This window comes from Mucilaginibacter sp. P2_A4, from assembly GCF_056405015.1.
This window is the reverse complement of the sequence record NZ_JBFUCX010000012.1, coordinates 111682-137302: the sequence shown is the minus strand read 5'-3', so window position 1 is coordinate 137302 and position 25621 is coordinate 111682. Positions and strand designations below refer to the sequence as shown.

Annotated in this window: 19 protein-coding genes; 11 read left to right on the top strand and 8 right to left on the bottom strand. The window is 40.2% G+C overall.

The window, feature by feature from the left end; genetic code table 11:
• Positions 1–546: 546 nt before the first annotated feature.
• Positions 547–960, top strand: a complete 414-nt coding sequence (locus tag AC1DYB_RS21470) for an RNA-binding S4 domain-containing protein (protein WP_477437861.1) — start codon at positions 547–549, stop codon at positions 958–960.
• A gap of 184 nt (positions 961–1144) precedes the next feature.
• Complete coding sequence (locus AC1DYB_RS21465; protein WP_477437859.1) at positions 1145–3523, top strand: ATP-binding protein; 2379 nt, start codon at positions 1145–1147, stop codon at positions 3521–3523.
• Between the two features lie 20 nt (positions 3524–3543).
• On the opposite strand, the gene AC1DYB_RS21460 is transcribed toward AC1DYB_RS21465, so the two are convergent.
• Positions 3544–4023, bottom strand: coding sequence for a nucleoside deaminase (locus AC1DYB_RS21460; RefSeq protein ID WP_295720950.1), 480 nt, complete (start codon positions 4021–4023; stop codon positions 3544–3546).
• A 122-nt stretch (positions 4024–4145) separates the two neighbouring features.
• Positions 4146–4742: an OmpH/Skp family outer membrane protein gene (locus AC1DYB_RS21455; protein ID WP_295720949.1), complete on the bottom strand. Its 597-nt coding sequence runs from the start codon at positions 4740–4742 to the stop codon at positions 4146–4148.
• A 323-nt stretch (positions 4743–5065) separates the two neighbouring features.
• Here AC1DYB_RS21455 and gyrB point away from each other — a divergent pair, with 323 nt between their 5' ends.
• The 3 genes from gyrB (at position 5066) to AC1DYB_RS21440 (ending at position 8345) form a co-directional block, all read left to right on the top strand.
• Positions 5066–7024: a DNA topoisomerase (ATP-hydrolyzing) subunit B gene (gene gyrB, locus AC1DYB_RS21450; RefSeq protein WP_295720948.1), complete on the top strand. Its 1959-nt coding sequence runs from the start codon at positions 5066–5068 to the stop codon at positions 7022–7024.
• Between the two features lie 180 nt (positions 7025–7204).
• Positions 7205–7543, top strand: a complete 339-nt coding sequence (locus tag AC1DYB_RS21445; protein ID WP_477437856.1) for a PadR family transcriptional regulator — start codon at positions 7205–7207, stop codon at positions 7541–7543.
• A gap of 88 nt (positions 7544–7631) precedes the next feature.
• Positions 7632–8345: a hypothetical protein gene (locus tag AC1DYB_RS21440; protein WP_477437854.1), complete on the top strand. Its 714-nt coding sequence runs from the start codon at positions 7632–7634 to the stop codon at positions 8343–8345.
• A 20-nt stretch (positions 8346–8365) separates the two neighbouring features.
• Here the strand turns inward: AC1DYB_RS21440 and AC1DYB_RS21435 are convergent, their stop codons facing one another.
• Entirely contained in the window at positions 8366–8815 is a 450-nt protein-coding gene (locus AC1DYB_RS21435; protein ID WP_477437852.1) for an aspartyl protease family protein, read from the bottom strand.
• Positions 8816–9079: 264 nt separating this feature from the next.
• On the opposite strand from AC1DYB_RS21435, the gene AC1DYB_RS21430 reads away from it, so the two are divergent.
• A complete protein-coding gene (locus tag AC1DYB_RS21430; RefSeq protein ID WP_477437850.1) occupies positions 9080–9754 on the top strand; it encodes a class I SAM-dependent methyltransferase in 675 nt (224 codons plus the stop codon).
• Positions 9755–9865: 111 nt separating this feature from the next.
• Here AC1DYB_RS21430 and tamL read toward each other — a convergent pair whose 3' ends face one another.
• Together tamL and AC1DYB_RS21420 are read right to left on the bottom strand one after the other, a co-directional pair.
• Entirely contained in the window at positions 9866–12145 is a 2280-nt protein-coding gene (gene tamL, locus AC1DYB_RS21425) for a translocation and assembly module lipoprotein TamL (protein WP_477437848.1), read from the bottom strand.
• 4 nt (positions 12146–12149) lie between these two features.
• Entirely contained in the window at positions 12150–17309 is a 5160-nt protein-coding gene (locus tag AC1DYB_RS21420) for a translocation/assembly module TamB domain-containing protein (protein WP_477437846.1), read from the bottom strand.
• 237 nt (positions 17310–17546) lie between these two features.
• Between AC1DYB_RS21420 and dnaE the strand changes: the two genes are divergently transcribed.
• Both dnaE and AC1DYB_RS21410 read left to right on the top strand, forming a co-directional pair.
• Positions 17547–21131 (top strand): DNA polymerase III subunit alpha, encoded by a 3585-nt coding sequence (gene dnaE / locus AC1DYB_RS21415; protein WP_477437844.1) that lies wholly within the window; start codon positions 17547–17549, stop codon positions 21129–21131.
• A gap of 20 nt (positions 21132–21151) precedes the next feature.
• On the top strand, positions 21152–21304 hold the full coding sequence (locus AC1DYB_RS21410) for an addiction module protein (RefSeq protein WP_477437842.1): 153 nt from the start codon (positions 21152–21154) through the stop codon (positions 21302–21304).
• Here AC1DYB_RS21410 and AC1DYB_RS21405 read toward each other — a convergent pair.
• On the bottom strand, positions 21297–21620 hold the full coding sequence (locus AC1DYB_RS21405; protein WP_477437840.1) for a hypothetical protein: 324 nt from the start codon (positions 21618–21620) through the stop codon (positions 21297–21299). The two genes, AC1DYB_RS21410 and AC1DYB_RS21405, sit on opposite strands and share 8 nt — an antisense overlap.
• A gap of 51 nt (positions 21621–21671) precedes the next feature.
• Between AC1DYB_RS21405 and AC1DYB_RS21400 the strand changes: the two genes are divergently transcribed.
• The 3 genes from AC1DYB_RS21400 to AC1DYB_RS21390 all read left to right on the top strand — a co-directional run bounded on the left by AC1DYB_RS21400 (position 21672) and on the right by AC1DYB_RS21390 (position 23481).
• Positions 21672–21893 (top strand): hypothetical protein, encoded by a 222-nt coding sequence (locus tag AC1DYB_RS21400; protein ID WP_477437838.1) that lies wholly within the window; start codon positions 21672–21674, stop codon positions 21891–21893.
• Positions 21894–22131: 238 nt separating this feature from the next.
• On the top strand, positions 22132–22452 hold the full coding sequence (gene trxA, locus AC1DYB_RS21395; protein WP_295720942.1) for a thioredoxin: 321 nt from the start codon (positions 22132–22134) through the stop codon (positions 22450–22452).
• A 108-nt stretch (positions 22453–22560) separates the two neighbouring features.
• Positions 22561–23481 carry a DUF58 domain-containing protein gene (locus AC1DYB_RS21390; protein ID WP_477437836.1) on the top strand — a complete coding sequence of 307 codons (921 nt, stop codon included), beginning with the start codon at positions 22561–22563 and terminating at the stop codon, positions 23479–23481.
• Between the two features lie 11 nt (positions 23482–23492).
• Here the strand turns inward: AC1DYB_RS21390 and AC1DYB_RS21385 are convergent, their stop codons facing one another.
• Together AC1DYB_RS21385 and AC1DYB_RS21380 are read right to left on the bottom strand one after the other, a co-directional pair.
• Entirely contained in the window at positions 23493–24824 is a 1332-nt protein-coding gene (locus AC1DYB_RS21385; RefSeq protein WP_295720940.1) for an ATP-binding protein, read from the bottom strand.
• Between the two features lie 17 nt (positions 24825–24841).
• On the bottom strand, positions 24842–25519 hold the full coding sequence (locus AC1DYB_RS21380; protein ID WP_295720939.1) for a response regulator transcription factor: 678 nt from the start codon (positions 25517–25519) through the stop codon (positions 24842–24844).
• Between the last annotated feature and the right edge of the window lie 102 nt (positions 25520–25621).

Sequence of the window (25621 nt, the reverse complement as noted above, 5' to 3'; positions counted from 1 at the left end):
TTTTAGTAAAAGCCCGGCAATTTGGTGTTCGTTAGTTTTCTCTGTAACGGCAATCTAAATATGTTATAATTGATTACGGTTACAAACGTGTTGAATTATTGTAATAACGATAACTTCTTTTAATCTGATTGTATTGGTTTTTAGTAATATAGGTTATATAATATAAAAAAATATCTTATAATTGTTTCACAGATCATTTAAATTATCACAACCTAATCCCCTCTTTGATTATGAATTCTATGGCCATTTTTTGCATTGTTTTACTGGCGATATCATCCCTGCTGATTTTTGGGATTATATTTTTCAGCATTTTGAAATACATTAAAAAGCGCTATTATCCTACCTGGAAATTTCCAGACTATGTTAGCGTTGGATATGCAGAATACCTTTACCACAAATTTATAAAAAAAGACCTTCAGGACTGGTTAAACCAGCAACGCTAATTTTTAGGATATTGATTAGTTTTGTGCCGTGCTGATTGCGGTTATAACCTATTATAACGTGAACGGGATTAAACAGAGCTAATGGCTAAGAATTAATTAAACAATGCCCGAAAAAGAAAAATTAAGAATAGATAAGTACCTATGGGCTATAAGGCTTTTTAAAACCCGTACCCTGGCCTCTGATGCCTGTAAGGCCGGGCGTGTAAAACTGGATAGCAAGAATATTAAAGCATCCTACGAAGTAAAAATCGGCGATACTTACCAGGTATCAAAAGGTCCGGATCGTAAAATAATCAGAGTAACCGGTCTGCTCGAAAATAGGGTGGATGCTAAAAAAGCTGTTGACTACTACATGGATATTACCCCTGTTGAACAAACCCCGGCTTTTAAATCCATGTTCCAGGCCCCTATCCTTAAACGCGATCGTGGTACAGGCCGCCCAACTAAATTAGACAGAAGGGAAATTGATGACCTGAAGGATAATTTTTTTGAGGGTAAAGAGGACGAAGAGGATTAACTTATTTACTTGTTAAAATAGGAAATAGGCAGCAGGGCAGGTATCTCTGCTTAATCTTAAGTGCCTGCCTGCAATTAAATGCCTGGCTGTTGCATGGGTGTTTTTTTAAATCCCTTATATTTATCAACTGAAAATATTTCAGGTACTAATCCACTCCGGCCATTTACAATTGTTTTAATGAGTAATGAAAATTAAAAAGCATTTTTTTATAGTACTGCTTTTATTAAACATTTGTATCGGCTTTGGCTGCGCATTGCCTGTTGACAGGCAGCCTGTTGCATTAAATGCGCAGATAGATCTTCGGCAACAATCTTTAAACAGCGAAATTCCGTTAAATGGCAATTGGGCCTTTTTTTGGCAGCAATTAATTCCCCCGCAAAAAATCAATATTAACAGAGGCATATTGGTGGATTTTCCATTTACCTGGGTGGGGTATAAGTTAAAAGGTAAAGTCTTGCCCGCTTTTGGTTATGCAACTTACCACCTTACCGTGCTATTGCCTAAAACCAACAAGCCACTAAGCCTTTCCATGCCCGATGTTTACTCGGCGTACCGTTTGTATATAAATAATAGGCTGGCTGCTGTAAATGGAGAAGTGAGCACAAGTGAGCATGGTTTTATCCCCCATTGGGAGTTTCATGCTGTTGAATTACCAGCCCATACTGATACTATTAAAATTACCTTACAGATATCCAATTTTGCGCACAGTAAAGGAGGGATAAGTAAACAAATATTTATTGGGTATAAAGAAAACATTGAATTAAAACGGCTGCGCATTACAAGCATTGACATGGTGCTTACAGGTTGCCTGCTCATGGGCGGTTTTTTCTTTCTCGGTCTGTATCTTTTTGGAAGCAGGGACAAAGCAATTATGCTTTTTTCGTTATACTGCATCATTTATAGTTATCGGATCATAGGCACTGATAATTATGAACTAAATACACTTTTGCCCAACATCAGCTGGTACGTAACCACCCGATTAGAGTATATAAGTTTATTTGCAGGCATAGGCATATTTGGCTTATATACTTTAGCCTTATATCCCGCAAATGTTAACAAGCGCATTGTTAATAGCATTATTGTAGTATGTTTCTCTTTTGCCGCCGCTTCACTCTTTTTGCGTCCCATATATTTTACCAAATTGGTAAATCCTTTTTTAATGGTGACGCTTTTTTGCCTGGTGTATGTGCCTTATGTGTACCTGGATGCCTGGCGCAATAAGCAGCCTGGCTCGTTGTATGCATTGATAAGTACTGTTGCCCTCATGTCGGTTTTTGCCATTTCATTGTTTCATTACTGGGGAATGATACCGCCTCTACAGTTGTTGAGTTTCTGCGGATATGTTAGCTTTTTCTTTTTACAATCGCTGGTATTATCGCACCGGGTTTCTTTTGTATTGAAAAAGGCGCACGAACAGGCAGAGCAGGGGCTTATAGCAAAAAGTGAATTTTTGAGTACCATGAGCCACGAAATTCGTACGCCGCTTAATGCTGTTATAGGGATGAGCCATTTATTGTTGAAAAACACTCCCCGTAAAGACCAGGAAGAGCATTTAAATGTGATGCTTTTTTCTGCAAATAATTTACTGTCAATTGTAAACGATGTACTTGATTATAATAAAATTGACGCCGGTAAAGTATCCTTTGAGCATATTGAGATGGATGTGGCCGCTATAGCCAGGAATGTAGTTACCGGCTTGCAGTTTGCCGCCCAGGATAAGGGTATATACCTTAAATTGCATATAGATGAGGCGTTAAAATACAAACTTTTGGGCGACCCAACAAGGCTTACACAGGTGTTAACTAACCTGGTACACAATGCCATAAAATTTACATCAAATGGTGGTGTGCTGGTAGGTGTTGATGTTATTGAGGAAACCCCAGTTAGTATCATGCTGAGAATGGAGGTGAAAGACACCGGCATTGGTATTCCCAAAGCCAAACAGAAACTGATATTTGAAAGATTTACGCAGGCAGATTCATCAGTATCCAGGAGTTTTGGAGGTACAGGTTTGGGACTGGCCATCACTAAAAGGATTCTTGAACTTCAAAACTCATCACTTAGATTGGTAAGTGATGAAGGGGAGGGCGCTATATTTTATTTTGAACAAACGTTTGAAAAAAGCACCAATACGCTTAATGAGGTAAGCGCCGATGTTCGTCCGCAAGAAGCTGATAATCTGCTTAGTGGTATAGCTATTTTATTGGTTGATGATAATCCTATTAATTTATTGGTTGCTCAAACCTACTTAAAGCGTTGGGGGGCAGTTATTGATGTTGCTGCAAACGGGCAGGAAGCATTGGATACGCTTGATGCAGGCCGGCATAAGCTGATACTAATGGATTTACACATGCCGGTAATGGATGGTTATGAAGCCACCAGTAAAATGCGTGCCATTGGTATTACCATACCAATTATAGCCTTCACTGCCCATCTTCCAACGGAGATAGAAGAGGAGATAAGGCAAACCGGGTTTAATGATGTGATGGTGAAACCCTTTTTACCCGATGAATTGTACCGCAAGGTATTGCATTACGTATTTAAATACCAGCATGGCAATTAAATTGTTAGCCTTTGTTAAGGTTAGTAAATGTTTTTATTTTCGGCAATTTCCCAAAGTTTAAAAGCGGGAAGGGCCTCATCACGCAATAACTGTACAAAGGGAATCTTACGCTTAGCCATAGGGCTTTCCAGCTCATCATAAATGGCATGGTCATCAAAGCCAATGGTGGCTGCATCTGCTTTGGTATTGGCATAGTAAACTTTATCAATACGCGCCCAGTAAATAGCGCCCAGGCACATAGGGCAGGGTTCACAGCTGGTGTAAATTTCACAGCCGGACAAGTTATAGGTGCCAAGCTCCTGGCAAGCCAGGCGAATCACCGAAATTTCGGCATGTGCAGTGGGGTCATTGGTAGGCACTACACGGTTAGCGCTACGGGCCAGGATCATGCCATCTTTTACAATAACGGCACCAAAGGGGCCCCCCATACCTTGATTTACATTGTATTCTGATAGCTCGATAGCTATCCGCATAAATTTTTCGTGCGCCTTGTTTTCCATATGGTACTAAATTAAAAAACCTCAACCGAAGTTGAGGTTTTTTTCTGTCTGAATCAGAATTTTAAAATTAGCAAAATTTCAATCTGCATATCCGCACATTTGAAATCTGCACATCTGCAATATTATTTTTTCTCTTTAGTGTAAGCTTCGTTCAGTTTTTTAACTACATCGCTGGTAACATCTAATGATGGATCGCCATATAGTACAACCGGGCTTGCTTTCGAAAATAGTAACACTAATTTATAGCCTTTTTCTTTGGCGTAAGCCTTGGTGAAATCAGCAATCTTATCGTATTGTTTAGAGTTTTCAGTTGCCTGTACATTCTGGAATTCAGCAGTGGCATTTTGCTGGTAGCCTTGTAATTCCTGTTGCTTGCGTTGTAAACGTTGCTCAGTTGCCTGGCGCTGATCTGCTGGTAAAGTAGCTGCACTTTTTTGGTAATCAGCAACTTCACGCTGAAAAGCCTGGCCTTTTGCCTGCAAATCGCTTTGTGAAGCTTTTCCTTTTTCTTCAAGGCGTTTGTTCATATCCTTGGTATACTCATATTTACTTAATAAAGTATCAGAGTTGATATAAACGATGGTTTCTTTACTGTCGCCTACAGCAGAAGTGGCAGCAGCCGGTTTATCGGCAGTTTTATTTTGATTACAGGCGGCTATGCTCCCTGCAATTAATATTCCGAATGTAAATTTTGTTAAAATTGAAGCCGTTGTTTTCATTATGCTCAGTAAAATATTAAAAAAGTTTGACAAAGATAATCTTTCATTGCAAGTATCCTAATTTGATGTGCAGATTTCCGGATGTGCAGATTACAGATTTCAGATGTGCAGATGAAGCGCACCGATGTGTAGATTATTTTCCTGAATCTATTTGATTAAGAATTTAAAGAACCCGAATTATTTCATTTCCAACGAAAAAAAAGCATCTGCACATCTGAAATCTGTAATCGACACATCATACTTACCCCCTCGCTTTTTATCCACAATTATTCGTTAATGCCAGCTAATTTTCGTACTTTTGAAGGTTGTTGTACTAAATAAATATGAGCGAAGAAAATCAGGACAAATCCAATTATTCAGCAGATAATATACAGGTATTAGAAGGTTTAGAGGCGGTACGTAAGCGTCCGTCCATGTACATTGGTGATACAGGCGTTAAAGGTTTGCACCATTTAGTATATGAGGTAGTTGATAACTCTATTGACGAAGCTCTTGCCGGCCACTGCGACACAATTAAGGTTTTTATATTAAAAGATAACTCGATAAGAGTTGAAGATAATGGTCGTGGTATTCCAACCGCGATGCACACTAAGGAACAAAAATCGGCTTTAGAGGTAGTAATGACCGTACTGCACGCCGGTGGTAAATTTGATAAGGATACTTATAAGGTATCGGGCGGTTTACATGGTGTAGGTGTTAGTTGCGTTAACGCGTTATCTATCCACCTTACAGCATTGGTTTACCGCGAAGGTAAAATTTGGACGCAGGAGTACTCAGAAGGAAAGCCATTGTTTGATGTTAAAACTATTGGCGAAACAGATAAAAGAGGTACTACGATCATCTTTAAACCGGATGCTACCATTTTTAGTCTTACCACCGAATACAAATATGATACACTTGCCGGTCGTTTACGCGAGCTTTCATTTTTAAATAAAGGCATCCGCTTAACTTTAACTGATGAGCGTATCCCTAATGAAGATGGCTCTTTCCCAACAGAAGAGTTTTACTCACAAGGTGGTTTACGTGAGTTTGTTAAATTTTTGGATGGTACACGTACATCTATCATCCCGGAACCTATATATCTTGATGGTATTAAAAATGGTATCCCGGTAGAGCTTTCCTTTCAGTATAATGATACCTACTCCGAGAATGTTTTTTCGTACGTAAATAACATCAATACTATTGAAGGTGGTACACATGTTGCCGGTTTTCGCCGTGGCTTAACCCGTACTTTAAAGGCTTATGCTGATAAATCGGGTTTGTTGAAAAACTTGAAAATGGAAATTACCGGTGATGACTTCCGTGAGGGGCTAACCGCTGTAATTTCGGTAAAAGTTCAGGAGCCTCAGTTTGAAGGGCAAACTAAAACCAAGTTGGGTAACAACGAGGTTATGGGTGCTGTAGATATGGCTGTAGGTGAAATTTTAGGTAATTTCCTGGAAGAGAATCCGAAAGAAGCCAGACTAATTGTTAATAAGGTGATACTTGCTGCAACTGCCCGCGCTGCTGCCCGTAAAGCCCGCGAATTGGTTCAGCGTAAAAGTGTAATGACAGGATCGGGCTTGCCGGGTAAATTATCCGATTGTGCCAATAATGATCCATCACTTTGCGAGCTATACCTGGTAGAGGGTGACTCGGCGGGTGGTACCGCCAAACAGGGCCGCGACCGCGAATACCAGGCTATTTTACCTTTACGTGGTAAAATCCTGAACGTAGAGAAGGCCATGGAGCACAAAATTTACGAAAACGAGGAGATAAAGAACATGTTCACTGGTCTGGGCGTAAGCCGGGGTACACCAGAGGATGATAAGGCACTTAATATCACCAAACTGCGTTACCATAAAATCATCATCATGACGGATGCTGACGTGGATGGATCGCACATTACAACGTTGATCTTGACGTTCTTCTTCCGTTATATGAAAGAATTGGTAGAAGCCGGTTATGTATACATTGCTTCGCCGCCACTATACCAGGTTAAAAAAGGAAAAGAGTTTGAATACTGCTGGAATGACGTTCAGCGTGATGCTGCCGTACAGCGCTTAAAAGGTGCCGGTAAAGAAGATAGTGTTCACATACAACGTTACAAAGGTTTGGGCGAGATGAATGATATCCAACTTTGGGATACCACCATGAACCCTGCCACCCGTACCCTAAAACGTGCTACTATTGAAAACGCTGCCGAGTGCGATCATACCTTCAGTATGCTGATGGGTGATGAAGTTGCCCCTCGCCGCGAGTTTATTGAGCGTAATGCTAAATACGCTAAGATAGATACATAGGACGATGTGCAGATGCGCGGATTTCAGATGTGCAGATGCTATTGATCATTAAATATTCAGCCCCGCTTTTTAAGCGGGGCTTTTTTGTGCTTTGAATTTCATAAAACAGGGCGAAAGCCAAAGCTTTTAAATTTATATACATAATTTTGTTATGTATATAATAATTTATACATTTGATTTATGAGCACAAATCCATTGTTGAAAGGCACGCTGCAGACCATCATTTTAAAACTGCTGGAAGATAATGCGGAGATGTATGGTTACGAAATTACCCAAAAAGTAAAGGAAGTTACCGCCGGAGAGATTTTGCTGACCGAGGGGGCGCTTTATCCGGCGCTTCATAAACTGGAGGCCGACGGTTTCCTGAAAACGTTCACTCAGGTGGTTGATAACCGGGTACGCAAGTATTATCACTTAACTGAAGAAGGCGGCAAGGAAGTTACCACTAAGCTTAACGAAGCGCGTTCTTTTATAGATCAGCTACAGGCGTTATTAAACCTTAAACCCGCCATAAAGTGATCCTGACAACCGAAGAAGTAAAATGGATTTACGAGCGGACGGAAGTTTGTTAAATAATACTTTGCCATAACCTTAACCTAATAATTATATGAACCCACTATCAGAGCAGGATGAACTATTAAAAAAGTACTTATCAGGCATGCTAAAATATCGCGAAACTTACGAAGAGGTTTATGATCATGTCCTTAATTCCTTATATGCTGTGGACAACAATGAATTGTCATTTCAGCAGCATATTGACTTAATAATAGCCAATGATTTTGGTGGTAGCAAAGGGCTAAAAATAATTGAAGAAAGTCATCAAAAAGCCTTTTATGCAGCAACTATAAAAAAGCAATGGCGGTTATTTAAAAACTGGTTCCGCTACCCTTTATTTCCATTTACTGCAGCTCTGGTTGGTGCCACCTATTTCCTTGGAACCAAAATGCCGATTGTAATGAACTTTGCTATGCTTATTGTCGTGGTGTTTACCCCAATATTATTAACCAATATAAGGTATTTTAAGACAGGCTTTATTTTTGGCAATACCAAGAGATCAATAAAAGATTACCCTTTCAGGAGGATAGCCTTTTTGCCGTTAAACCTGTTATATCTGCAAATAGCCTGTTCAGCCTTGCTATACATTTTTCAGGATTTTCTTCATTTGCACTTAAATGGTATCTCTGCGTTACCCGCAAGCCAACTGGTGGGAGTTGAAGTAAGCCGGTTAATTTATAGCCTGTTTTTTACAGGATTCACGCTGAATGAACTATGTTTTTACAAGTTATACAAAGAGGAATTTAAAATGAGCTTAACAAACTAATAGTTGTTTCATGAATAATTTTACACCATGCTTTTTTTAGCACGGGGCTTTTTTAGTTTAATAACCTGCTTGCCATAATCTATCACCGCTTTATATTTCATCAATATATCACCGCCCAAAACACCCAATACCTGTGGGTGCCCCATCTGGCTATAGGCTATATTGATGGTGGATAAATCTAATACCGCAACTTCAAAGTCATCAACTAACAAACTGCCGATGTTCATACCACTGATGAGCGCGGTAAATGATTGCATGGTATTGGTGCCAAGACCTGTTGATAAGCGGTCACTTTCTAATATAGACGTGGCCTCACTGGCGTCGGCCAGCATAGTTTGGTCAAAGGCGGTTTTTGAGGCGCCGGTGTCCAATACCATAATAAAGGCCTTACCAAAAAGGATCACTTCGACCAAGGGGTGAAAGCCGTCGTCATGAAGGTCGATAATCTGGAGGGGGATAGATATGGTCATCTGATAATGATAGTAATTTTATTAAATAATTCGGAAATTGATAGCGCAATAATTAAAATTTATTCAACAGGATGGAAAATTAGTAGCTCAATAATTAAAGCTAATAACTAAAAGTGTAAAAATTATACAATAAATGTAAAGTATATTGAGCAAGCTTGCACATATGCTATATCTATTATATATCTATATTTATTTTTTTAGATCAGATGCTTCTTTATTAGCCTTCAAATTCACTTATAAATCTGTTTACCTAAGATAAATATTATGAAAAGCGAAATTATTAAAGATATTGTAGTTTGGGATATTGTAAACTGGTCAAATGCAATAAAATACTGGGGTGATCATGCTCAGGTTATGAATAAAAATTATCAGTGTTTGGAGTTAGGTTCAAGTAAAGGGGGACTATCTTTATGGCTTGCATTAATTGGTAACAATGTGTTATGTACAGACCTTAACGGCCCTGAAGAAGATGCCTATCGTTTGCATGAAAAATATAAATGTACTTCCAGAATTACCTATGCCTCAATGGATGCCACCAATATTCCGTATGAAAATCATTTTGATGTGATCATATTTAAGTCTATAGTAGGAGGCATCAGTAGCGGTAATCAGCAAAACAAAGCAAAAACGCTGAATGAGATCCACAAAGCCCTTAAACCGGGCGGAAAGTTGCTATTTGCTGAAAATTTAGAAGCTACTGCTTTTCATAAAATATTGAGGAAAAATTTTGGCACCAAAGGATGGAACTATTTAAGGATGAATGAAATAAAGCATGTGTTTGCGCCATTCAAAAAAATAAAGTATTCAACAATCGGCTTTTTTGGGTGCTTAGGCAGAAATGAATGGCAGCAAAACTTTTTAGGAAAGATAGATAATATGTTGAGCTCGTTTATTCCACACAAGAGTAAGTATATATTAATAGGCGTAGCTGAAAAATAATTTCATTGCTAAATTATTAATTTTCAATGCTTTAACTTAGTAACTCCCGGAGTGTTGATTTGCCGGCAAATCAACACTCCGGGAGTTACTAAGTCGGGAATTAAAAACCAATTAAAATGGATAACCTATAGCGAGGTTAAATACGCTTCGGCTGAAATTCAGGTCCCAGCGTTGTTGCCCCGAATATACGTAGGGCACCCTAAGTGGTACACCAAGATCGGTACGTAGTACTAAAACCGAAAGGTCAAATCGTAAGCCAAACCCAGCATCTACAGCTATATCATTCATAAAGTTTTTGCCAAAGGCTGCGCCTGCCCGCCCGCCTGAATGCAGTAGCCATATATTACCTGCATCAACAAATAATGCACCACGTACAATGCTGAATAGCTTGGGGCGATATTCCAGGTTGGCTTCTATCTTTATATCACCGGATTCATCGGGTAAAAAATCACCGGCGCTAACTGTTTTAATTGGATTGTATGAACCAGGGCCAATGGACCGTGCCTGGAAACCACGCAAACTGTTTGGTCCGCCTATAAAAAACTGCTGGCTGTATGGAAGCTGTGTCGAGTTGCCATAAGGCAAACCCACACCAACAATTAAACGACTCGCAAAAGTGCTGTTGGGACCGGTTTTATGGAAAAACCTTATTTCGTTTTCCAGTTTTACATACTGGTTAAAAACTGCGCCAAAAAGCTTACGTACTTTACCCGCCGTGGTATCGGCACCCGTAATTAAACCATATACATTATTTGATAAGCTAACCTTACCATTATAATAAAATGTATTGGTGCGGTAGTCGTCTGTAGTGTTGGTAAAAGTATAACCATAGCTTGGCCCAAGGGTAAACTGCTTATCAATAACGTGTTGCAGGGCCGGGTTTCGCGGTTTGCCCGGGTGGTTTTTATTGCTTATGCTATCCAAATAAAGCTGCGATACACTTTGGGGATTCAAAAAAGTCAAATTCAATATATTCAACTCGTGGCTGCGGTGAGCATTTTCTTTCCACTGGTAACCAAAGGATGCGTTGAACGAATTTAGCGTATATAGCTTTTGCCGGTTAACCAACGTATACCCCAAAGTTAAGTTGGTATGGGGGATATAGGCATTATCGGCTTTTGGATATATAGGGCTGATAAACCTCGGCCATGATAGCGTGGTTGTAATACCGGCCTGGTAAACGTTATAGCCGTTATTGTTACCACCAAGCTGCACATCTGTACTACCAAACAGGGTTACCGTTAAAGCCTCGGCACCTTTAAAAGCGTTTCGGTGTTTCCAGTTGAGGTTTACCTGCGTACCGGTATAATTGGCAGATGTTGTACGACCAAGTATTTCCAGCTGTAATGATTTTCTTTGGTAGGGCGTTAAAAAGTAATAGATATCCAGTTTTGGCGAATCTGGCGTTACATCTTCAAATCTGTTTTTTACAAATTTGTAGGGACCCAGGTTAACAAACCTGTTTAGCGAGTTATTGTGTGCGGTGCGGTTATATGCATCATTGGGATGCAGTAAAACAGTATTGGCAAAAGCAAAGCTGCTGATGGTTTTTCTTCGCTCAACCATGTTGTACCAACGGTATGGTACAGCTTTATCAAGCATCAGCGAAGTATCTCTCAATGAATAACTGGGGTATACATAAATATTCCTGATGGTATAAATTTCCCTGGCTCTTTCTGATATCGAATTTTTAACTGCTACAAAAATGTCAACCTGGTGCCCTGCAACAGTACTATCTACCCGCATGATCAGGTCTTCGGGTGCAAAAAAGTAAAAGCCTTCTTCCTTTAACCGGGCATCAATACGTATGCGTTCGTTTTTTATAATATCCAGATTATAGTTTTCACCAGGCTTTAACAAGGTTTTAGCAAATGTGGCTGCTATAGCAGTATCAATATTTTCGTTACCCTGCGGAAACGTTACTTTCCTGATCTTATAAGCTGGTCCTGCCTGGGCGGTATAAATGGCCTTAGCTGTTTTGCCCTTACTTACGGTATCGCCCGTAACCTGCGCCTGGAAATAACTTACATTCTGTAACCTGTTTTGTAATATGCTGCTATTCTTTTCAAGGTTTACAGCGCTCACCAACACAGGTGGCTCACCAAATTTGGTGTTTAGCCAATGGGCCAGGCCTTTTGTTTTTTTTGTTTTTGTAATGTTGTAGATATACAATTTTACCCGCAAACCTAATATTGATCCATTAGGATAGGGCCTTAACAATGCTCCCAGCTCATCGCTCAATGCGTTGGCATCGCTTTTTTTAATATCCTTATCTGCAATTTTTACCTTGCCACCGGTATACAGTTTTTGCCCCGGCGCTAGGTAGCGGGTATTACTGCAGGCATTTAGCAAAACAGTCAGTATCAATATATATCTTAAATGCTTAATCATTGGCTTAGCTTGTAGGTGTGTTTAATGCTTTTTGTTGAGCCGCCTTATCCGCCTCTTCTTTGGCTTTATCCTTTTCTTTTTGTTCCTGCCTGTATTTGCGGCGCATTTCTTTTTCTTCTTCGGTGCGTTTGCGGAAGATCTCTTTAAAGCGGTTATAATCAACAGTAAGGGTAAAGCCTAAGCCCGTTTCAACTACCTGGCCCTGTATCACAATAAATTCATCCCGGCGGTAGGCACGCAGGGTATACCGGCCATCTTTGCTCAGTTTATAACCTACAGATACATCGCCCGCTATGTTTGTGGCCTTTTGTCCCTGCTGGTTACCTTCCAGGTTAAAGTTATTACCAACACTTACGGTAAGCCTGTCGTTCAGGAAGCGTTTGGATAAACCTATGTTAAGATCGGTTCTGTTGGTTGCAGTGCCCGATGAGTAATCTTCTCCGGATGTTAGGCCGAAATTAAGGTCGACCCCTTCAATGAGGTTGCCTGCCAGTTTATTCAACTGATCTGACAACAAGCTACTCACGCTGCTGCGGATAGCGCCTTCAACACCGCCGCTGCCGCCCTGGCTTTGCAGTGGGTTATCGCCAATAAAATGCCCTAATACCAATACCCCAAGCACTTGCTTATTCAATTCGTTAGGATCCTGCCGTACCTGGCCAAGGCGGGTATTTACCAAATTTACCACATCGGTTGATACCGTATAGGAGCTATCAGGAAGTACAATATCAAAGCTGATATCCGGTGTAAGCAGCTGGTTTTTTAAGTTAAGGTTAACGTTAAATGGCAGCTTCTGCTTATACATGGTGGAGTTATCTGTACCCGACAACTGGTTTTCAACCAGGTCGATTGGGGGCACGTTGGCCACATAAGTAGCGGTCAGGTCAATATTAGCACTGGTGGGATCACCTGTCCAAACAATGGTACTCCCTTTTTTAAAGTTGAATTTACGTTTTACAGTGGCATAAGCCAGGTTATAGGAACCAGAGTTAACTACATAGGTACCGGTTAGGTTTGTTTTTCCGCTTGGGTCTATACCACCATTTAAGTTGGCTTCGCCTTTCAGGTGAACCACATCACCGTTTCGCTCATCAACCACTATGGTAAAGGCCGCATCTTTATCAATAATTATATTTGCCGATACATCAAGCCCGGTAATATCTGATTTTTTGAGCGAGTCCAACTGCCGGGCCAGCAATATAGAATCCATTTTGGGCGCGTTTTGATCTATAAATTCAACTACTCCTTTCCTGTCTTCAATACCCGGATCAGAAGTTGGCAGCACAAAGGTCATATCAGTTTTCGGGTTTACGGTAAGGTTGGCATCTACAACAGGTTTAGCCATGTTACCACGGATTTTGATGCGGCTATCTATATAAAGCTTACCATAAAACAATTTGTTGTCGGCCTGAGTAGAGTTTACGGCTCTGAAATTATTACTGTTGATATCAAGCCCGAAAGCAAAATCGGAATATGTTTTGGTGTAAACGCTGCCGCTCATAATAGCCTTGTTCCCGGTTGAGTCAACCAAAGTAAAATCATTAAAACGGATGCCCTCATCATTAAAGGTAATACTCTCCTTAGGCATACTGAAGTAGGAGTTAAGCATAGTTACGTTGAAGCCTACCTTGTTAAAGTTTACATCGCCCCTTATAGATGGTGCAGTAGTTGTGCCCGTTATTTTTAGCTGCCCCGTAATGTTACCTGATGCATTGCGCAAACTGCCAAAGCTAAACCCTTCGATGCTTTTCATGCTTAGGCTAACAATATTGAGGTTCATATCAAACCGGCTTTCGGGGGCTGTATAATATATGCCATTCAAGTCAACCTGGTTGCCTTTACCGGTTATGCTCACATTTGCAGCATAGGCATTATCGGTTTGGTTATTTACTTTTAAGGCGATGTTGCCCAGGGTATCGCCCTTGAAATTAAAATCGTTCACGTTAATTGCAGCTGTAAATGTGGGCGAAGCCTGGAGGTTACCTACTACTGCATCACCATTAATAGTGCCGCCAACCTGCAAACTGTCCTGTTTGGCTATTTTGGCAAGTGCTTCTATTTTAAAGTTGCTGAATTTAATATTAAGCGGACTGTTGAACTCCTGTGTAGTACTGTTAACACTTAGCACCTGGTTATTATTGGTGATGGTAAAGTTATGCGCAAGAATTCCTTTTGGCCCATATTGGAAAAAATTGTCGCCGCTAACTGCCCAGGGTAAATAATCAAGCAACAAGCCATCCTGGTTAAAACTAAACTGGTATTCGTTTGGCAATAAGCTAAATGTACCAGCTACCCGATATCGTTCTTTCTTTTTGGCATCGCGTACCTGTAGACTTATTCCCAGTTTGTTGTTTTGGGCGCTGCCCGATATGCTGGTATAAAGCAGATCAACAGATGAGCCAATCTTCACTTCATCAACCGATAAATTATAATTAAGCGCATTGTTGCCCGTGTTGATATTTAGCGTTGCCCGATTAATGGTATTGGTGCCGTACACAACTTTTGGTATTGAACCATTAACTATTAACTCGCCGGTTGAACTGTTGAAGCTGCCCTTAAGTAATACAGGATCCAGCTGTTTTAAATCCGGGGCAAATTGGGTGAGTAAAGGTGTTTTAACTAAATGTGCATCAAACACGAATTGCTGCGGTGAGTATTTGGTTTTAACAGCAGGTGCGGTTTTAACAGTCTTTCCATTTTTAGTTTTTACAGCAACCTGTTGCCCGCCGGCAATGGCAGTATTAAAATATTTATTGATCACATCCTGTACCGCATCGCCAATTTGGGTTAGCTTGTACTTGCCGGCAACATGGGCATTCATAATGGAGGTTTTTAAACGCAGCGTGCTGCTATCGGCATTGGCGGTGGAAATCAGGCTTACCGTATCCAGTTTAATGCGCTGACCCTTGTTTACCACTAAAAGATCAGTTGCTTCAATATTGGCGTTTAGGTAATCAGGGTCGGCAGTGGGTACGTTGGCTATTATCTTGCCATGAAAACGCATGTCGTCCTTTACAAAATTGAGCTTTTGCAAATTAATGCTATCTACCGTTAAAGTACCGGTTACTGACGGATATTTTTTATTTAAATTGGCTTTGGCATCAAGACCGAAATTGATGTTTGGATCCTTCATTCGTGCAACTACCGTATAAGCCCCATTGCTCGAGCTGCCTTTTAAAGCCAGGTTTTGATAGGTATAGCCTTTAACATAAGCCTTAACCAAATTACCGTTGAATGAAATACTTGACTTTTTAGGATCAAGACCTGTGCCTTTCAAATTAGCGGTCATTGTTATTTTGCCAACCATTTGTGGCTGTTTAGTTAAAGCGCCAACATTAAGTTCATTTACTTTTACGCTTGCGGTATAGGCTGCCCCGGCTTTGTTAGTGCCATTTTTCATGGCGGCTACCAAATCGATAGCGCCATAGCTGGAGCGCAGGCCCATTTTTGTATTAAAGTTGGCCATGCTACCCTTAAAGTTACCTTTTAGGTTAAGCTTTTCGGGGATGCTCACGTTTGCAGGGATGCTACCCGCCGGAGCAAGTTTGTCAATATCGGTTCGGCTGGTATTAAAATCGTTTATAGTGACATCGAAGTATGATTTATTTATATCGGGCAGTCCTTTTAATTTAGCAGATGCTTTGATATGAGTGCTGCTTAATCCGGTTATCTCCAGGTTAGGAATATCCAGATTGTTTACCTGCCCTTTTACTTTACCATTTATTTTGAATACTGTGTTTGGGGATGATTTAAAGGGCTCCATAGTAGCCATGGTTGGCATTAACAGCAATACGTCTTTCAATCCTAAACGACTGCCATCCAGATCGGCATTGATACCCAGCGAACCAATGTTTTTGGTAATGGCTGCTATCGACGGATACCGTACCTGTACCGATTTTTGCAGGGTGGTTTGTGGTGTTACCAATAACAGATCATTCATATAAGCATTGGTAGGCCCGTAAAAAAATGCGGTGTGGAACTTGTTGATTTTCAACCCGCTTTTTTCGTTGAACGAGAAGGAGTTGATTTTGCCCGAAATAGTATCCGGATTGTAGGAAATATCCCCGGCCTCGGCATTCAGGTTCCTGATATCCATGTGCCCAAAATCAATCCCTTTGGCTATTGCTTTTTGGGCATCATTATCAAACTTAATGTTGTCATTACTAAAGCTGATTTTTCCCATTGTTACTGCCCAGCGCGATGATTGCGGTGCTGCCACCAACGTGTCGAGCTTCTTGGCTACCTTAACAATGGCTTTGGTAACGGTTTGTGGCTTAGCTAAACTTATAGCTGCTTTAGTATCATTTAGTTCGATGTTTTTAATCGCAACCTTTTGGTGTTTCAGGTCTATTTTATCCATCTCAACTAAAAACTTATTCAGATCAACGTTAGCGGTCATTTCGCTGCTCCGGTAATCAACTTTTATTTTTGATAGATCAATCACTCCTAAATTTAAATCAAGGTTCATTGGCTGTACGGCTGTATCAACCTTGGCTGCCTGGGCAATTGATGATCCGGCTGGGGTTTGAATAATACGCGCGTTAACACCAGATAAGGTAATTTTGGGTATGGTAAATTTCATTTTATCCATATCAAAATCTTTTATCCGGGTATCAAAATGGCCCAGCAGAAATTTTACATCGTTTCCGGTTGTGAGATCCTTGTATCTAATATTGATCCTGTCGAGGTTGATCTTATCGACAGAGAATTTCATAGTGGAAGTGGTGTCGGTAGGCTTCACCTCTTTTTTTTGCTCACCGGCAAAGGCTTTCATAATATAGTCGAAGTTGAAAACGCTATCGGCCCCGCGGCTTACATTGGCGGTAATTCCCTGCAGGTTAATTTCGTTTATCTCTACCTTGTGGTGCAATAGTTTAAACAGGCTGATATCAACTTTTAACTTATCGCCGGCGATAAGGGTGTCTTTCTTCTGATCCTCGAAGTATACATCTTCCAAAACCAATAGTTTAGGTAAGCCAAGGCTTATGTGACCAATTTTAACCTTAGTATGGATTTTTCCCTGTAAAAAAGTTACTGCTTTATCTTTTGCGAAGTTTTGTACAGCAGGAACTTGTATTAAAATTACTACAAGGATAACCAGTAAAACTACACTCACCAGTATCCACAGTATCGTTTTGAGGGTTATGCGTAGAATTTTTTTCAATTGTATTATTTTTTCAAAGGTGAAGATCAACTTGTTTAATATAATCAAATAGTATGCTAAAACATTGACCTGGTTTAAATTTCATTCAAAAATGGAAATTCAAAAAAGAAACTTAATCCTGTCTTTTTGGAAAGGATTGTACGTGGCGGCTATTTGTTTTTGTTAACACCCAACATCGTGAACTTGTTTTTTGATAACTTTGTATTTCTACAGGATTATTGTTGAAACGGATTTACTATGCCAGATTTTTCTCACTTACACGTACATACCCAGTTCTCGTTACTTGATGGTGCTGCCGATATATCAAAACTTTATAAAAAGGCTGCAGCTGATGGAATGAAAGCACTGGCCATAACCGACCACGGCAACATGTTTGGTGTGTTTAAGTTTGTGGCCGAAGCGGGGAAGCACAATGTAAAACCCATTGTAGGCTGCGAATTTTATGTAGTTGAAGACAGGCATAAAAAGCAATTTACCAAGGAGAAAAAGGATATACGCCGCCACCAGCTGATGCTGGCTAAAAACCCCGAAGGTTATAAAAACCTGGTGAAGCTATGCTCATATGGCTATATGGAAGGCCTGTACAGTAAATGGCCGCGTATTGATAAAGAGCTGATATTAAAACACCATAAAGGTATTATCGCGACAACCTGTTGCATAGGCGCATCGGTACCGCAAGCTATCTTAAGGGATACCCCGGAGGCGGCAGAGGCTGAGTTTAAATGGTGGCTTGACCTGTTTGGCGAGGATTTTTACATTGAACTGCAACGCCACGATATTCCCGATCAAAATATAGTGAATAAAGTGCTGCTTACTTATGCTAAGAAGTATAATGTTAAGGTGATTTGCTCCAACGATTCGCACTATGTAGATCAGCAGGATTCAAACGCGCATGATATTTTGCTTTGCGTAAACACTGGTGACATGCAAAGCACCCCCATAGCTACCGATGAGGAAGGCGGCCGCGGCTATCGTTTTGGTTTCCCTAATGATCAGTTCTACTTTAAAACGCAACAGGAAATGAGCCACCTGTTTAGTGACCTGCCAGAATCATTGGATAATACCAATGAGATTGTGGACAAGGTTGAAGTGCTGAAATTAAAGAGGGACATCCTGTTACCCAATTATGTTATCCCGGATGAATTTAAGATCCACACAACAGGTGATGCCGATACACTGAATCAGTGGGAATACCTGAAGCACCTAACCTTTATGGGGGCAAAGGAACGGTATATTGATATTTCGCCCGAGGCAGAAGAGCGCATCAACTTTGAGTTGTTCACCATAAAAACAATGGGTTTTGCGGGTTACTTTTTAATTGTGGCCGACTTTATTAGAGCAGGCCGGGATATGGGCGTATTTATTGGCCCTGGCCGTGGTTCGGCCGCCGGATCGGTGGTTGCCTATTGTACCGGGATCACCAATATCGACCCGATGAAATACAATCTCCTGTTTGAGAGATTCCTGAATCCCGATCGTAAATCAATGCCCGATATTGATACGGATTTTGATGATGCCGGTCGCCAAAGGGTTATTGATTATGTGGTAGATAAATATGGTAAAAACCAGGTAGCTCAAATCATTACCTATGGTTCAATGGCTGCCCGTACCAGTATTCAGGATGTGGGCAGGGTGTTGGATATGCCACTATCCGAAATGAACCTTATCAAGAAGCTTGTTCCGGATACTTTGGGTATTACGCTTAAAGAAGCAATTGAGCAGGTGCCGGAGTTAAAAGAGATATTGAATGGTAACGACCTTCGTAGCCAGGTATTGCGCGAGGCTTCTAAACTGGAAGGATCTGTACGTAATACCGGTGTGCACGCTGCCGGTATCATTATTGCCCCTTATGATTTAACAGATATTGTTCCGGTAGCAGTAGCCAAGGACTCCGACCTGCTGGTTACCCAGTATGACGGACGTGTAATTGAGGATGCAGGTGTAATTAAGATGGACTTTTTGGGTTTAAAAACCCTTACCATTATTAAGGATGCGCTGCGTATGGTTAAACAAAATCATGGCATACATATAGATATTGATTACATCCCGCTTGATGATAAGGAAACCTATGAGCTTTATCAACGTGGAGATACCAACGGTACTTTCCAGTTTGAAAGTGACGGGATGCAAATGTACCTGCGCGAGCTTAAACCCGATAAGTTTGAGGATTTAATTGCCATGAACGCCCTGTATCGTCCGGGCCCGATAGAGTATATTCCCAATTTTATCAGTCGTAAACACGGAAGGGAACCCATAGTGTTTGACCTTCCGGATATGGAAGAATACCTGGGCGAAACTTATGGTATTACCGTGTACCAGGAGCAGGTGATGCTTTTATCGCAAAAATTGGCAGGCTTTAGTAAAGGTGATGCCGACGTTTTGCGTAAAGCGATGGGTAAAAAGCAAATTGAGATCCTGAATAAAATGGAGTCTCAGTTTATGGACGGGGCAATAGCCAAAGGGCATCCTAAGGATAAACTCACCAAAATTTGGACGGATTGGAAGGCATTTGCACAATACGCCTTCAATAAATCGCACTCTACCTGTTATGCCTTTGTGGCATACCAAACTGCTTATTTAAAAGCACATTTCCCATCTGAGTACATGGCGGCGGTTTTAAATAACCAGAATAACATGGAAAAGATCACCTTTTTTATGGAAGAGTGCCGAAGGATGGGTGTACAGGTTTTAGGACCGGATATTAATGAATCGGACATGGCTTTTGCGGTAAACAAAAAAGGCCAGGTGCGTTTCGGCTTAACCGGTGTTAAAGGTGTAGGCGATAAAGCGGTTGAAAGTATTATTGAGGAGCGCGAAGCAAATGGTCCGTTTACAACGCTTTATGATTTTGCCCGCCGTTCAAACACGCGGAGTGTAAACCGTAAATCATATGAAAACCTGGTTTATGGTGGTGCATTTGACGAGTTTGGTTTTAACCGTGCGCAATTTTTTGCCAAAACAGATGTTGGCGTATTAACCGGTGTTGAACGACTGATCAAATACGCCAATGATTACCAGAATGTGCAAAGCAGCTCGCAATCGTCATTGTTTGGCAGTTCGGTGGCGTCATATGTTCCCGAGCCGGCTATGCCTGAGGCTGAGGAATGGCCACTGATAGAGAAATTGAAATACGAGAAAACGGTGATCGGGATATACTTAACCGGGCACCCGCTTGATAATTATAAGGTAGAGCTTGAACGGTTTTGCAACAGCACCATCAGCGACTTGAAATTGATGCAGAAAGCTCGCTCTGGTGAAGGTGGGGAAGATATCATGGGAGCATTTAATGAGCTGCGCAAGAGGGGCGAGATCCGTATTGGTGGGCTGGTAGGGAATGTTCAGCACAAAATAACCAAAACCGGTAAGCCATTTGGTACTTTTGTGTTGGAGGACTACAATGAATCATACGAGTTTGCACTGTTTGGTGATGACTATGTGAAGTTTCGTAACCTGATGATGGATGGGTACTTTTTGCATATAAAAGGGAATATTGAAGAGAAATTCCGCCAGAAGGATAACTGGGATCTGCGCATCCTGGTGATGGATCTGCTATCAGAAATGCGTGATAAACTAACCAAATCATTAACCGTATGTATTGATATCACTATGCTCAACAGCAAACTGCTGGATGATATACAGCATATTATCAACGAGAATAACGAAAAGTACCCTGTTAAAAACTGCAAGCTTCGTTTCAAGATCAATAACCGCGAAGAAGCTATGCAAATTGAGCTATCATCCAAAAACTTTAAAGTAAACCCAAGTGATGATTTGATAGCCGGGATAGCAAGTATAACGAATATGCAGCCGGTGTTGGGGTAAAGAAACATTAGATTATAGAAATGGAAGGCAATCAAAAAGAAATAAATCTATGGGAAGATGAAGACTTTTTAAATGAAATGAAAAGCCGCATGGATGACTATGAAAGCGGGAAAGAAGTTGGAATTTCATGGGAAGAAGTCAAGCAAAAGCTCAGGGATAGAAATACTAAATAGTATTCAATTCTTTCTCGTTCAGTCGTTTATGATAATATACTATATAGCTAATTATAGCAATTAAAGGCGCGGTTACCATTTGTAAAAGAATTCCACCCATCAATACCGCTCCTTCTGCCATTCCGCAACGAGACCCTGGATGCAATTGAGGTGGAACGGGCATCGAATCCATCGCCCAAAATGAAGAAACTACTCCTAATATAAAAGTCAGGAACATAATACCACCAATAGGTATACCGATTAAGCCTTTAATCCTTAGTATTGATGCTGTAATCTGTAGAAAAGGGGCTAAAGAGATCAGGAATAAAATATTCATAGCCCCTATTAAATTTGAGTCTTATGGCTATAAGCGTACCTCAGATAACTAATGATAGCAATAAGAGGTGTGGTTATAAAAAAATTAACTAAGCCTAAACTTATAAAAACTGTACAGCCAACAGCACATTTTATATCTGGCGATAACCCCCACATTGATATCGTAAAAGCACTTGTTGACAATATGATTACCAGTAAAAAGGATATTATTGTAATTGCCCATAACGGTAATTTGATTTTATCTTTTATCCTCATTTCCGATACCTTAAATTGAAATACTGGAGATAGGAGTGTAATAATCAGTGGGATAATTAAAACGAACATATAAATAACTGCTTGTTATTTAATTAATACAAAATGTATCCTAAAGGTAACCCTTGTTAAAAACTCACAGTCAGCCCAATGTTAGGTGGATAACTTATATTAATATAATTGTCACATTGTCAGGTGTGGTTTGTGGCAAGCTATTTGAATAGTATATATTTGTAATACAAAATTTAAAAATAAAAATCATGGCTTTAGAAATAACTGATGCAAACTTTGACGAACTTGTCCTGAAATCAGACAAACCCGTACTTATTGACTTTTGGGCAGAATGGTGTGGTCCGTGTAGGATGGTTGGTCCGGTAGTTGAAGATATTGCAAAAGAATACGAAGGCAAAGCTGTTGTTGGTAAAGTAAACGTTGACAACAACCCAGGTATATCAATGAAATTCGGTATCCGTAATATCCCTGCTTTATTATTCTTTAAAAATGGCGAAATTGTGGATAAACAAATTGGTGCAGTTCCAAAATCAGTATTAACTGAAAAATTAGCTAAGCAATTAGCTTAAGTAGTACAGGCATAAATTAAGTTTATCTTCATAGCTTAATCCACCATATTTTACTTTAAAAAGCGTTGCTATTTTGGCAACGCTTTTTTTATGCCCTATATTAGCCTTATGCCCAAATTAAACAACGATCAACAAATACGGCAACTGGCCAATCTTGAACTGCTGGCCCGCCAGGTAGTTGAAGGTTTTATAACCGGTTTGCACCAAAGTCCGTTCCATGGGTTTTCGGTAGAGTTTGCCGAGCATCGTTTATACAATAATGGCGAATCGGTAAAAAATATAGACTGGAAACTGCTGGCCCGCACTGATAAATTGTTTGTTAAACAATTTGAGGAAGAAACTAACCTGCGCTGCTACCTGCTGCTGGATACTTCATCCTCAATGAACTTTCCCGAAAAAGGCATCAATAAGTTGCAATTTTCCATCTATGCCATCGCGTCATTAATGTATTTGTTTAAAAGGCAGCGCGATGCTTTTGGGCTTTGCCTGTTCTCTGATAAAATGGATTGGCTGAGCGCGGCAAAGTCAACCACAACACATCTGTTTCATTTGTACGCCGAGCTTGAAAAGGCATACCACACACCCAAGCTAAATACAGTTACCAATATTACCCAGGTATTGCACCATGTAGCCAATGAGATCCACCAGCGGTCACTGGTGATCATATTTAGCGATATGCTGGAAAATAGCCTTAACCCTGAAAAGTTGCAGGCATTGTTTGCGGCGGTTCAGCATTTAAAGTTCAGCAAGCACGAGGTGATCATTTTTAATGTGAACGATAAGCATAAGGAGCTTGATTTTAACTTCGATAACCGCCCACACCATTTTGTTGATATAGAAACCGGCGCCGAAATAAAGGTTCAGCCTGGTAAAATACGTGATGCCTACAAAGCATCATTAACAGCGTACCGCCATCAGCTGGAATTGAAATGTGCCCAATATCATATAGACCTGGTAGATGTTGATATTCATGAAGGATACCATACCATGTTGAAAACTTACCTGGTGAAAAGAAATAAAATGATATAAAAGAAGAAAATCTATGAAAGCGGAATGGGAGTGTTAAAGATTAATTTAACTGTAGTCCCTTCGCCTTTTACAGAATGTATTTGCACCTTAATGTTATGAAACGCGGTGATACTTTTAACAATAGCTAAACCCAAGCCGTAACTTTCTCTTTCATCAGTATCCAATTTTTCAAAGCGGTTAAAAGCATTCTCAATTTGCTTACTATCCATCCCAGTACCCGTATCGGTTATTATAAGGGTGTACATATCTTCTTTTAATTCATCGCCGATGATAATGCTACCTGCGGCATTATTATATTTTATGGCATTGTTTATCAGGTTAAAAAGCAAAGTATGCATTAGCGGGCGGTTGCCCTGTATTGTATAAATGTATTTAAGGTTGTTGGTGAACTTTAATCGTTTTTCCTCAATCCGGTCTTCCAGCTCCTCTTGTATTTCCATTATTACGGCAGCTATCATAACCATATCTGTTTTAGCATATTGGTTATTTTCAACCTTTGAAATTAATAACAGGCTGTTAATAATAGATTTAAGCCTGTTGAGCGTTTTAAGGGACGCATGCATTTTATTCTCGCTTCCTTCGCTCAATTCTTCCTGCAATAAAATATTTTCAAGTCTTGAGCTGATAATAGATATCGGTGTGAGCAACTCATGAGATACGTTGGCGATGAATTGTTTTTCGAGGATAAACAGGTTCGATATTTTTTTCATCAACGAACTTATGCTGTCATCCAGCAGTTCAAAATCCTGGGTAGTGGTCTTTATTTTTTCATAATCAAAGTTCATGGGATCATTTACCTTAATAAGCTTACGATCGATGATCTTATAAAAAGGGGCCAGTAAAAATTTAGTAAAAATCAGGTCGCTTATCAATGTAAGCACCAGTGCAATAACCAAAACTACAATAGTAAACTTTTTGATGATTGATTTTAATTCCTCAACCGATTCAATAGCCACGCCAATCTCCAGCATGTACGTATGGTTATTAAAATTAAAGCGATGCCATAATATACGGTAGTCTTGCGTATTGCGGTCAATCTTACGGCTTTCAGTTTTAAAGCGGCCGTTAGGGGCCAATACCGACTTGTATTCTACCGGCTTAATGGAGATGAACTCTTCTTTTAAAATGTTATAGTCGGTGTATGTTTTTTGGGTGGTTAAATAACTATTTATTTCTTTGGACGACAGGCTCCTTAAAATTTCCTGTTCATCCTGTTCCAGGCGCAGTTCAATATGATTATAGGATATTTTTTCTATAGATAGCAGGATAAGCAAACCCGTGAAAAGAATTATAGCAACCTTTGTTAAGGTATTATAAAGAGCCAGTTTTACCTGTAGTTTCATTGATGGTTTTGTTGGGCTTATATATTGATCCGGTAACCGATACTCCTTACGGTTTCAAACCAATCAATAGGGATGTATTGTGAAAGCTTTTTACGCAGGTTTTTTACGTGCACATCTACAAAGTTCGAGTCGGAATTAATTTCCAGTACATCGCCCCAAACATGCTCTGTTAAATTGGTGCGTGATATAACCCGGTTTTTATTGAGCACCAGGTAGTTGAAAATTTCAAATTCCTTTTTTGTGAGATTAATCCGCTCCTCATTATACATCACGGTACGGTTCTGGATATTAACTTTCAGTCCCTTAATGTTAATATCGTTACTTTCTAGCCGGTGTTTGCGACGGGTAATGGCGTGCATGCGTGCTAAAAGTTCACTTAAAGAAAAAGGTTTTGCCAGGTAATCATCTGCGCCTTGCTCCAGGCCGGAAACCCGGTCATCAACAGCACCACGGGCGGTGAGTATAATAACGGCGTCCTCGCGTTTATCCAAACCTTTAAGCATCTTTAAGAGATCAAATCCGTCGCCATCGGGCAGGCCGAGGTCAAGCAGAATAAAATCATAGTTATTTATAAAGATCTTTTCCTCTGCCGATCTTTTGGTGCGCGCGTGTTCAACCGTAAAGCCTTCATGGCTTAAAAATTCATCAACCTCAAGTGCTAAACCTTTCTCGTCTTCAACAATTAAAACATTCATAAGCGTGCAATTTACAAAAGGTAAAACTTATAAATAAAGCAATTAGTATAATATTAACTGTAACGTTGGTAACGATGTAAAATACATTGGCAGTGATGAAAG

Coding starts and splice junctions, on each gene's coding strand:
- AC1DYB_RS21470 (WP_477437861.1), top strand. CDS start 547: ATGCCCGAAAAAGAAAAATTAAGAATAGATAAGTACCTATGGGCTATA.
- AC1DYB_RS21465 (WP_477437859.1), top strand. CDS start 1,145: ATGAAAATTAAAAAGCATTTTTTTATAGTACTGCTTTTATTAAACATT.
- AC1DYB_RS21460 (WP_295720950.1), bottom strand. CDS start 4,023: ATGGAAAACAAGGCGCACGAAAAATTTATGCGGATAGCTATCGAGCTA.
- AC1DYB_RS21455 (WP_295720949.1), bottom strand. CDS start 4,742: ATGAAAACAACGGCTTCAATTTTAACAAAATTTACATTCGGAATATTA.
- gyrB (WP_295720948.1), top strand. CDS start 5,066: ATGAGCGAAGAAAATCAGGACAAATCCAATTATTCAGCAGATAATATA.
- AC1DYB_RS21445 (WP_477437856.1), top strand. CDS start 7,205: ATGAGCACAAATCCATTGTTGAAAGGCACGCTGCAGACCATCATTTTA.
- AC1DYB_RS21440 (WP_477437854.1), top strand. CDS start 7,632: ATGAACCCACTATCAGAGCAGGATGAACTATTAAAAAAGTACTTATCA.
- AC1DYB_RS21435 (WP_477437852.1), bottom strand. CDS start 8,815: ATGACCATATCTATCCCCCTCCAGATTATCGACCTTCATGACGACGGC.
- AC1DYB_RS21430 (WP_477437850.1), top strand. CDS start 9,080: ATGAAAAGCGAAATTATTAAAGATATTGTAGTTTGGGATATTGTAAAC.
- tamL (WP_477437848.1), bottom strand. CDS start 12,145: ATGATTAAGCATTTAAGATATATATTGATACTGACTGTTTTGCTAAAT.
- dnaE (WP_477437844.1), top strand. CDS start 17,547: ATGCCAGATTTTTCTCACTTACACGTACATACCCAGTTCTCGTTACTT.
- AC1DYB_RS21410 (WP_477437842.1), top strand. CDS start 21,152: ATGGAAGGCAATCAAAAAGAAATAAATCTATGGGAAGATGAAGACTTT.
- AC1DYB_RS21405 (WP_477437840.1), bottom strand. CDS start 21,620: ATGAATATTTTATTCCTGATCTCTTTAGCCCCTTTTCTACAGATTACA.
- AC1DYB_RS21400 (WP_477437838.1), top strand. CDS start 21,672: ATGATAGCAATAAGAGGTGTGGTTATAAAAAAATTAACTAAGCCTAAA.
- trxA (WP_295720942.1), top strand. CDS start 22,132: ATGGCTTTAGAAATAACTGATGCAAACTTTGACGAACTTGTCCTGAAA.
- AC1DYB_RS21390 (WP_477437836.1), top strand. CDS start 22,561: ATGCCCAAATTAAACAACGATCAACAAATACGGCAACTGGCCAATCTT.
- AC1DYB_RS21385 (WP_295720940.1), bottom strand. CDS start 24,824: ATGAAACTACAGGTAAAACTGGCTCTTTATAATACCTTAACAAAGGTT.
- AC1DYB_RS21380 (WP_295720939.1), bottom strand. CDS start 25,519: ATGAATGTTTTAATTGTTGAAGACGAGAAAGGTTTAGCACTTGAGGTT.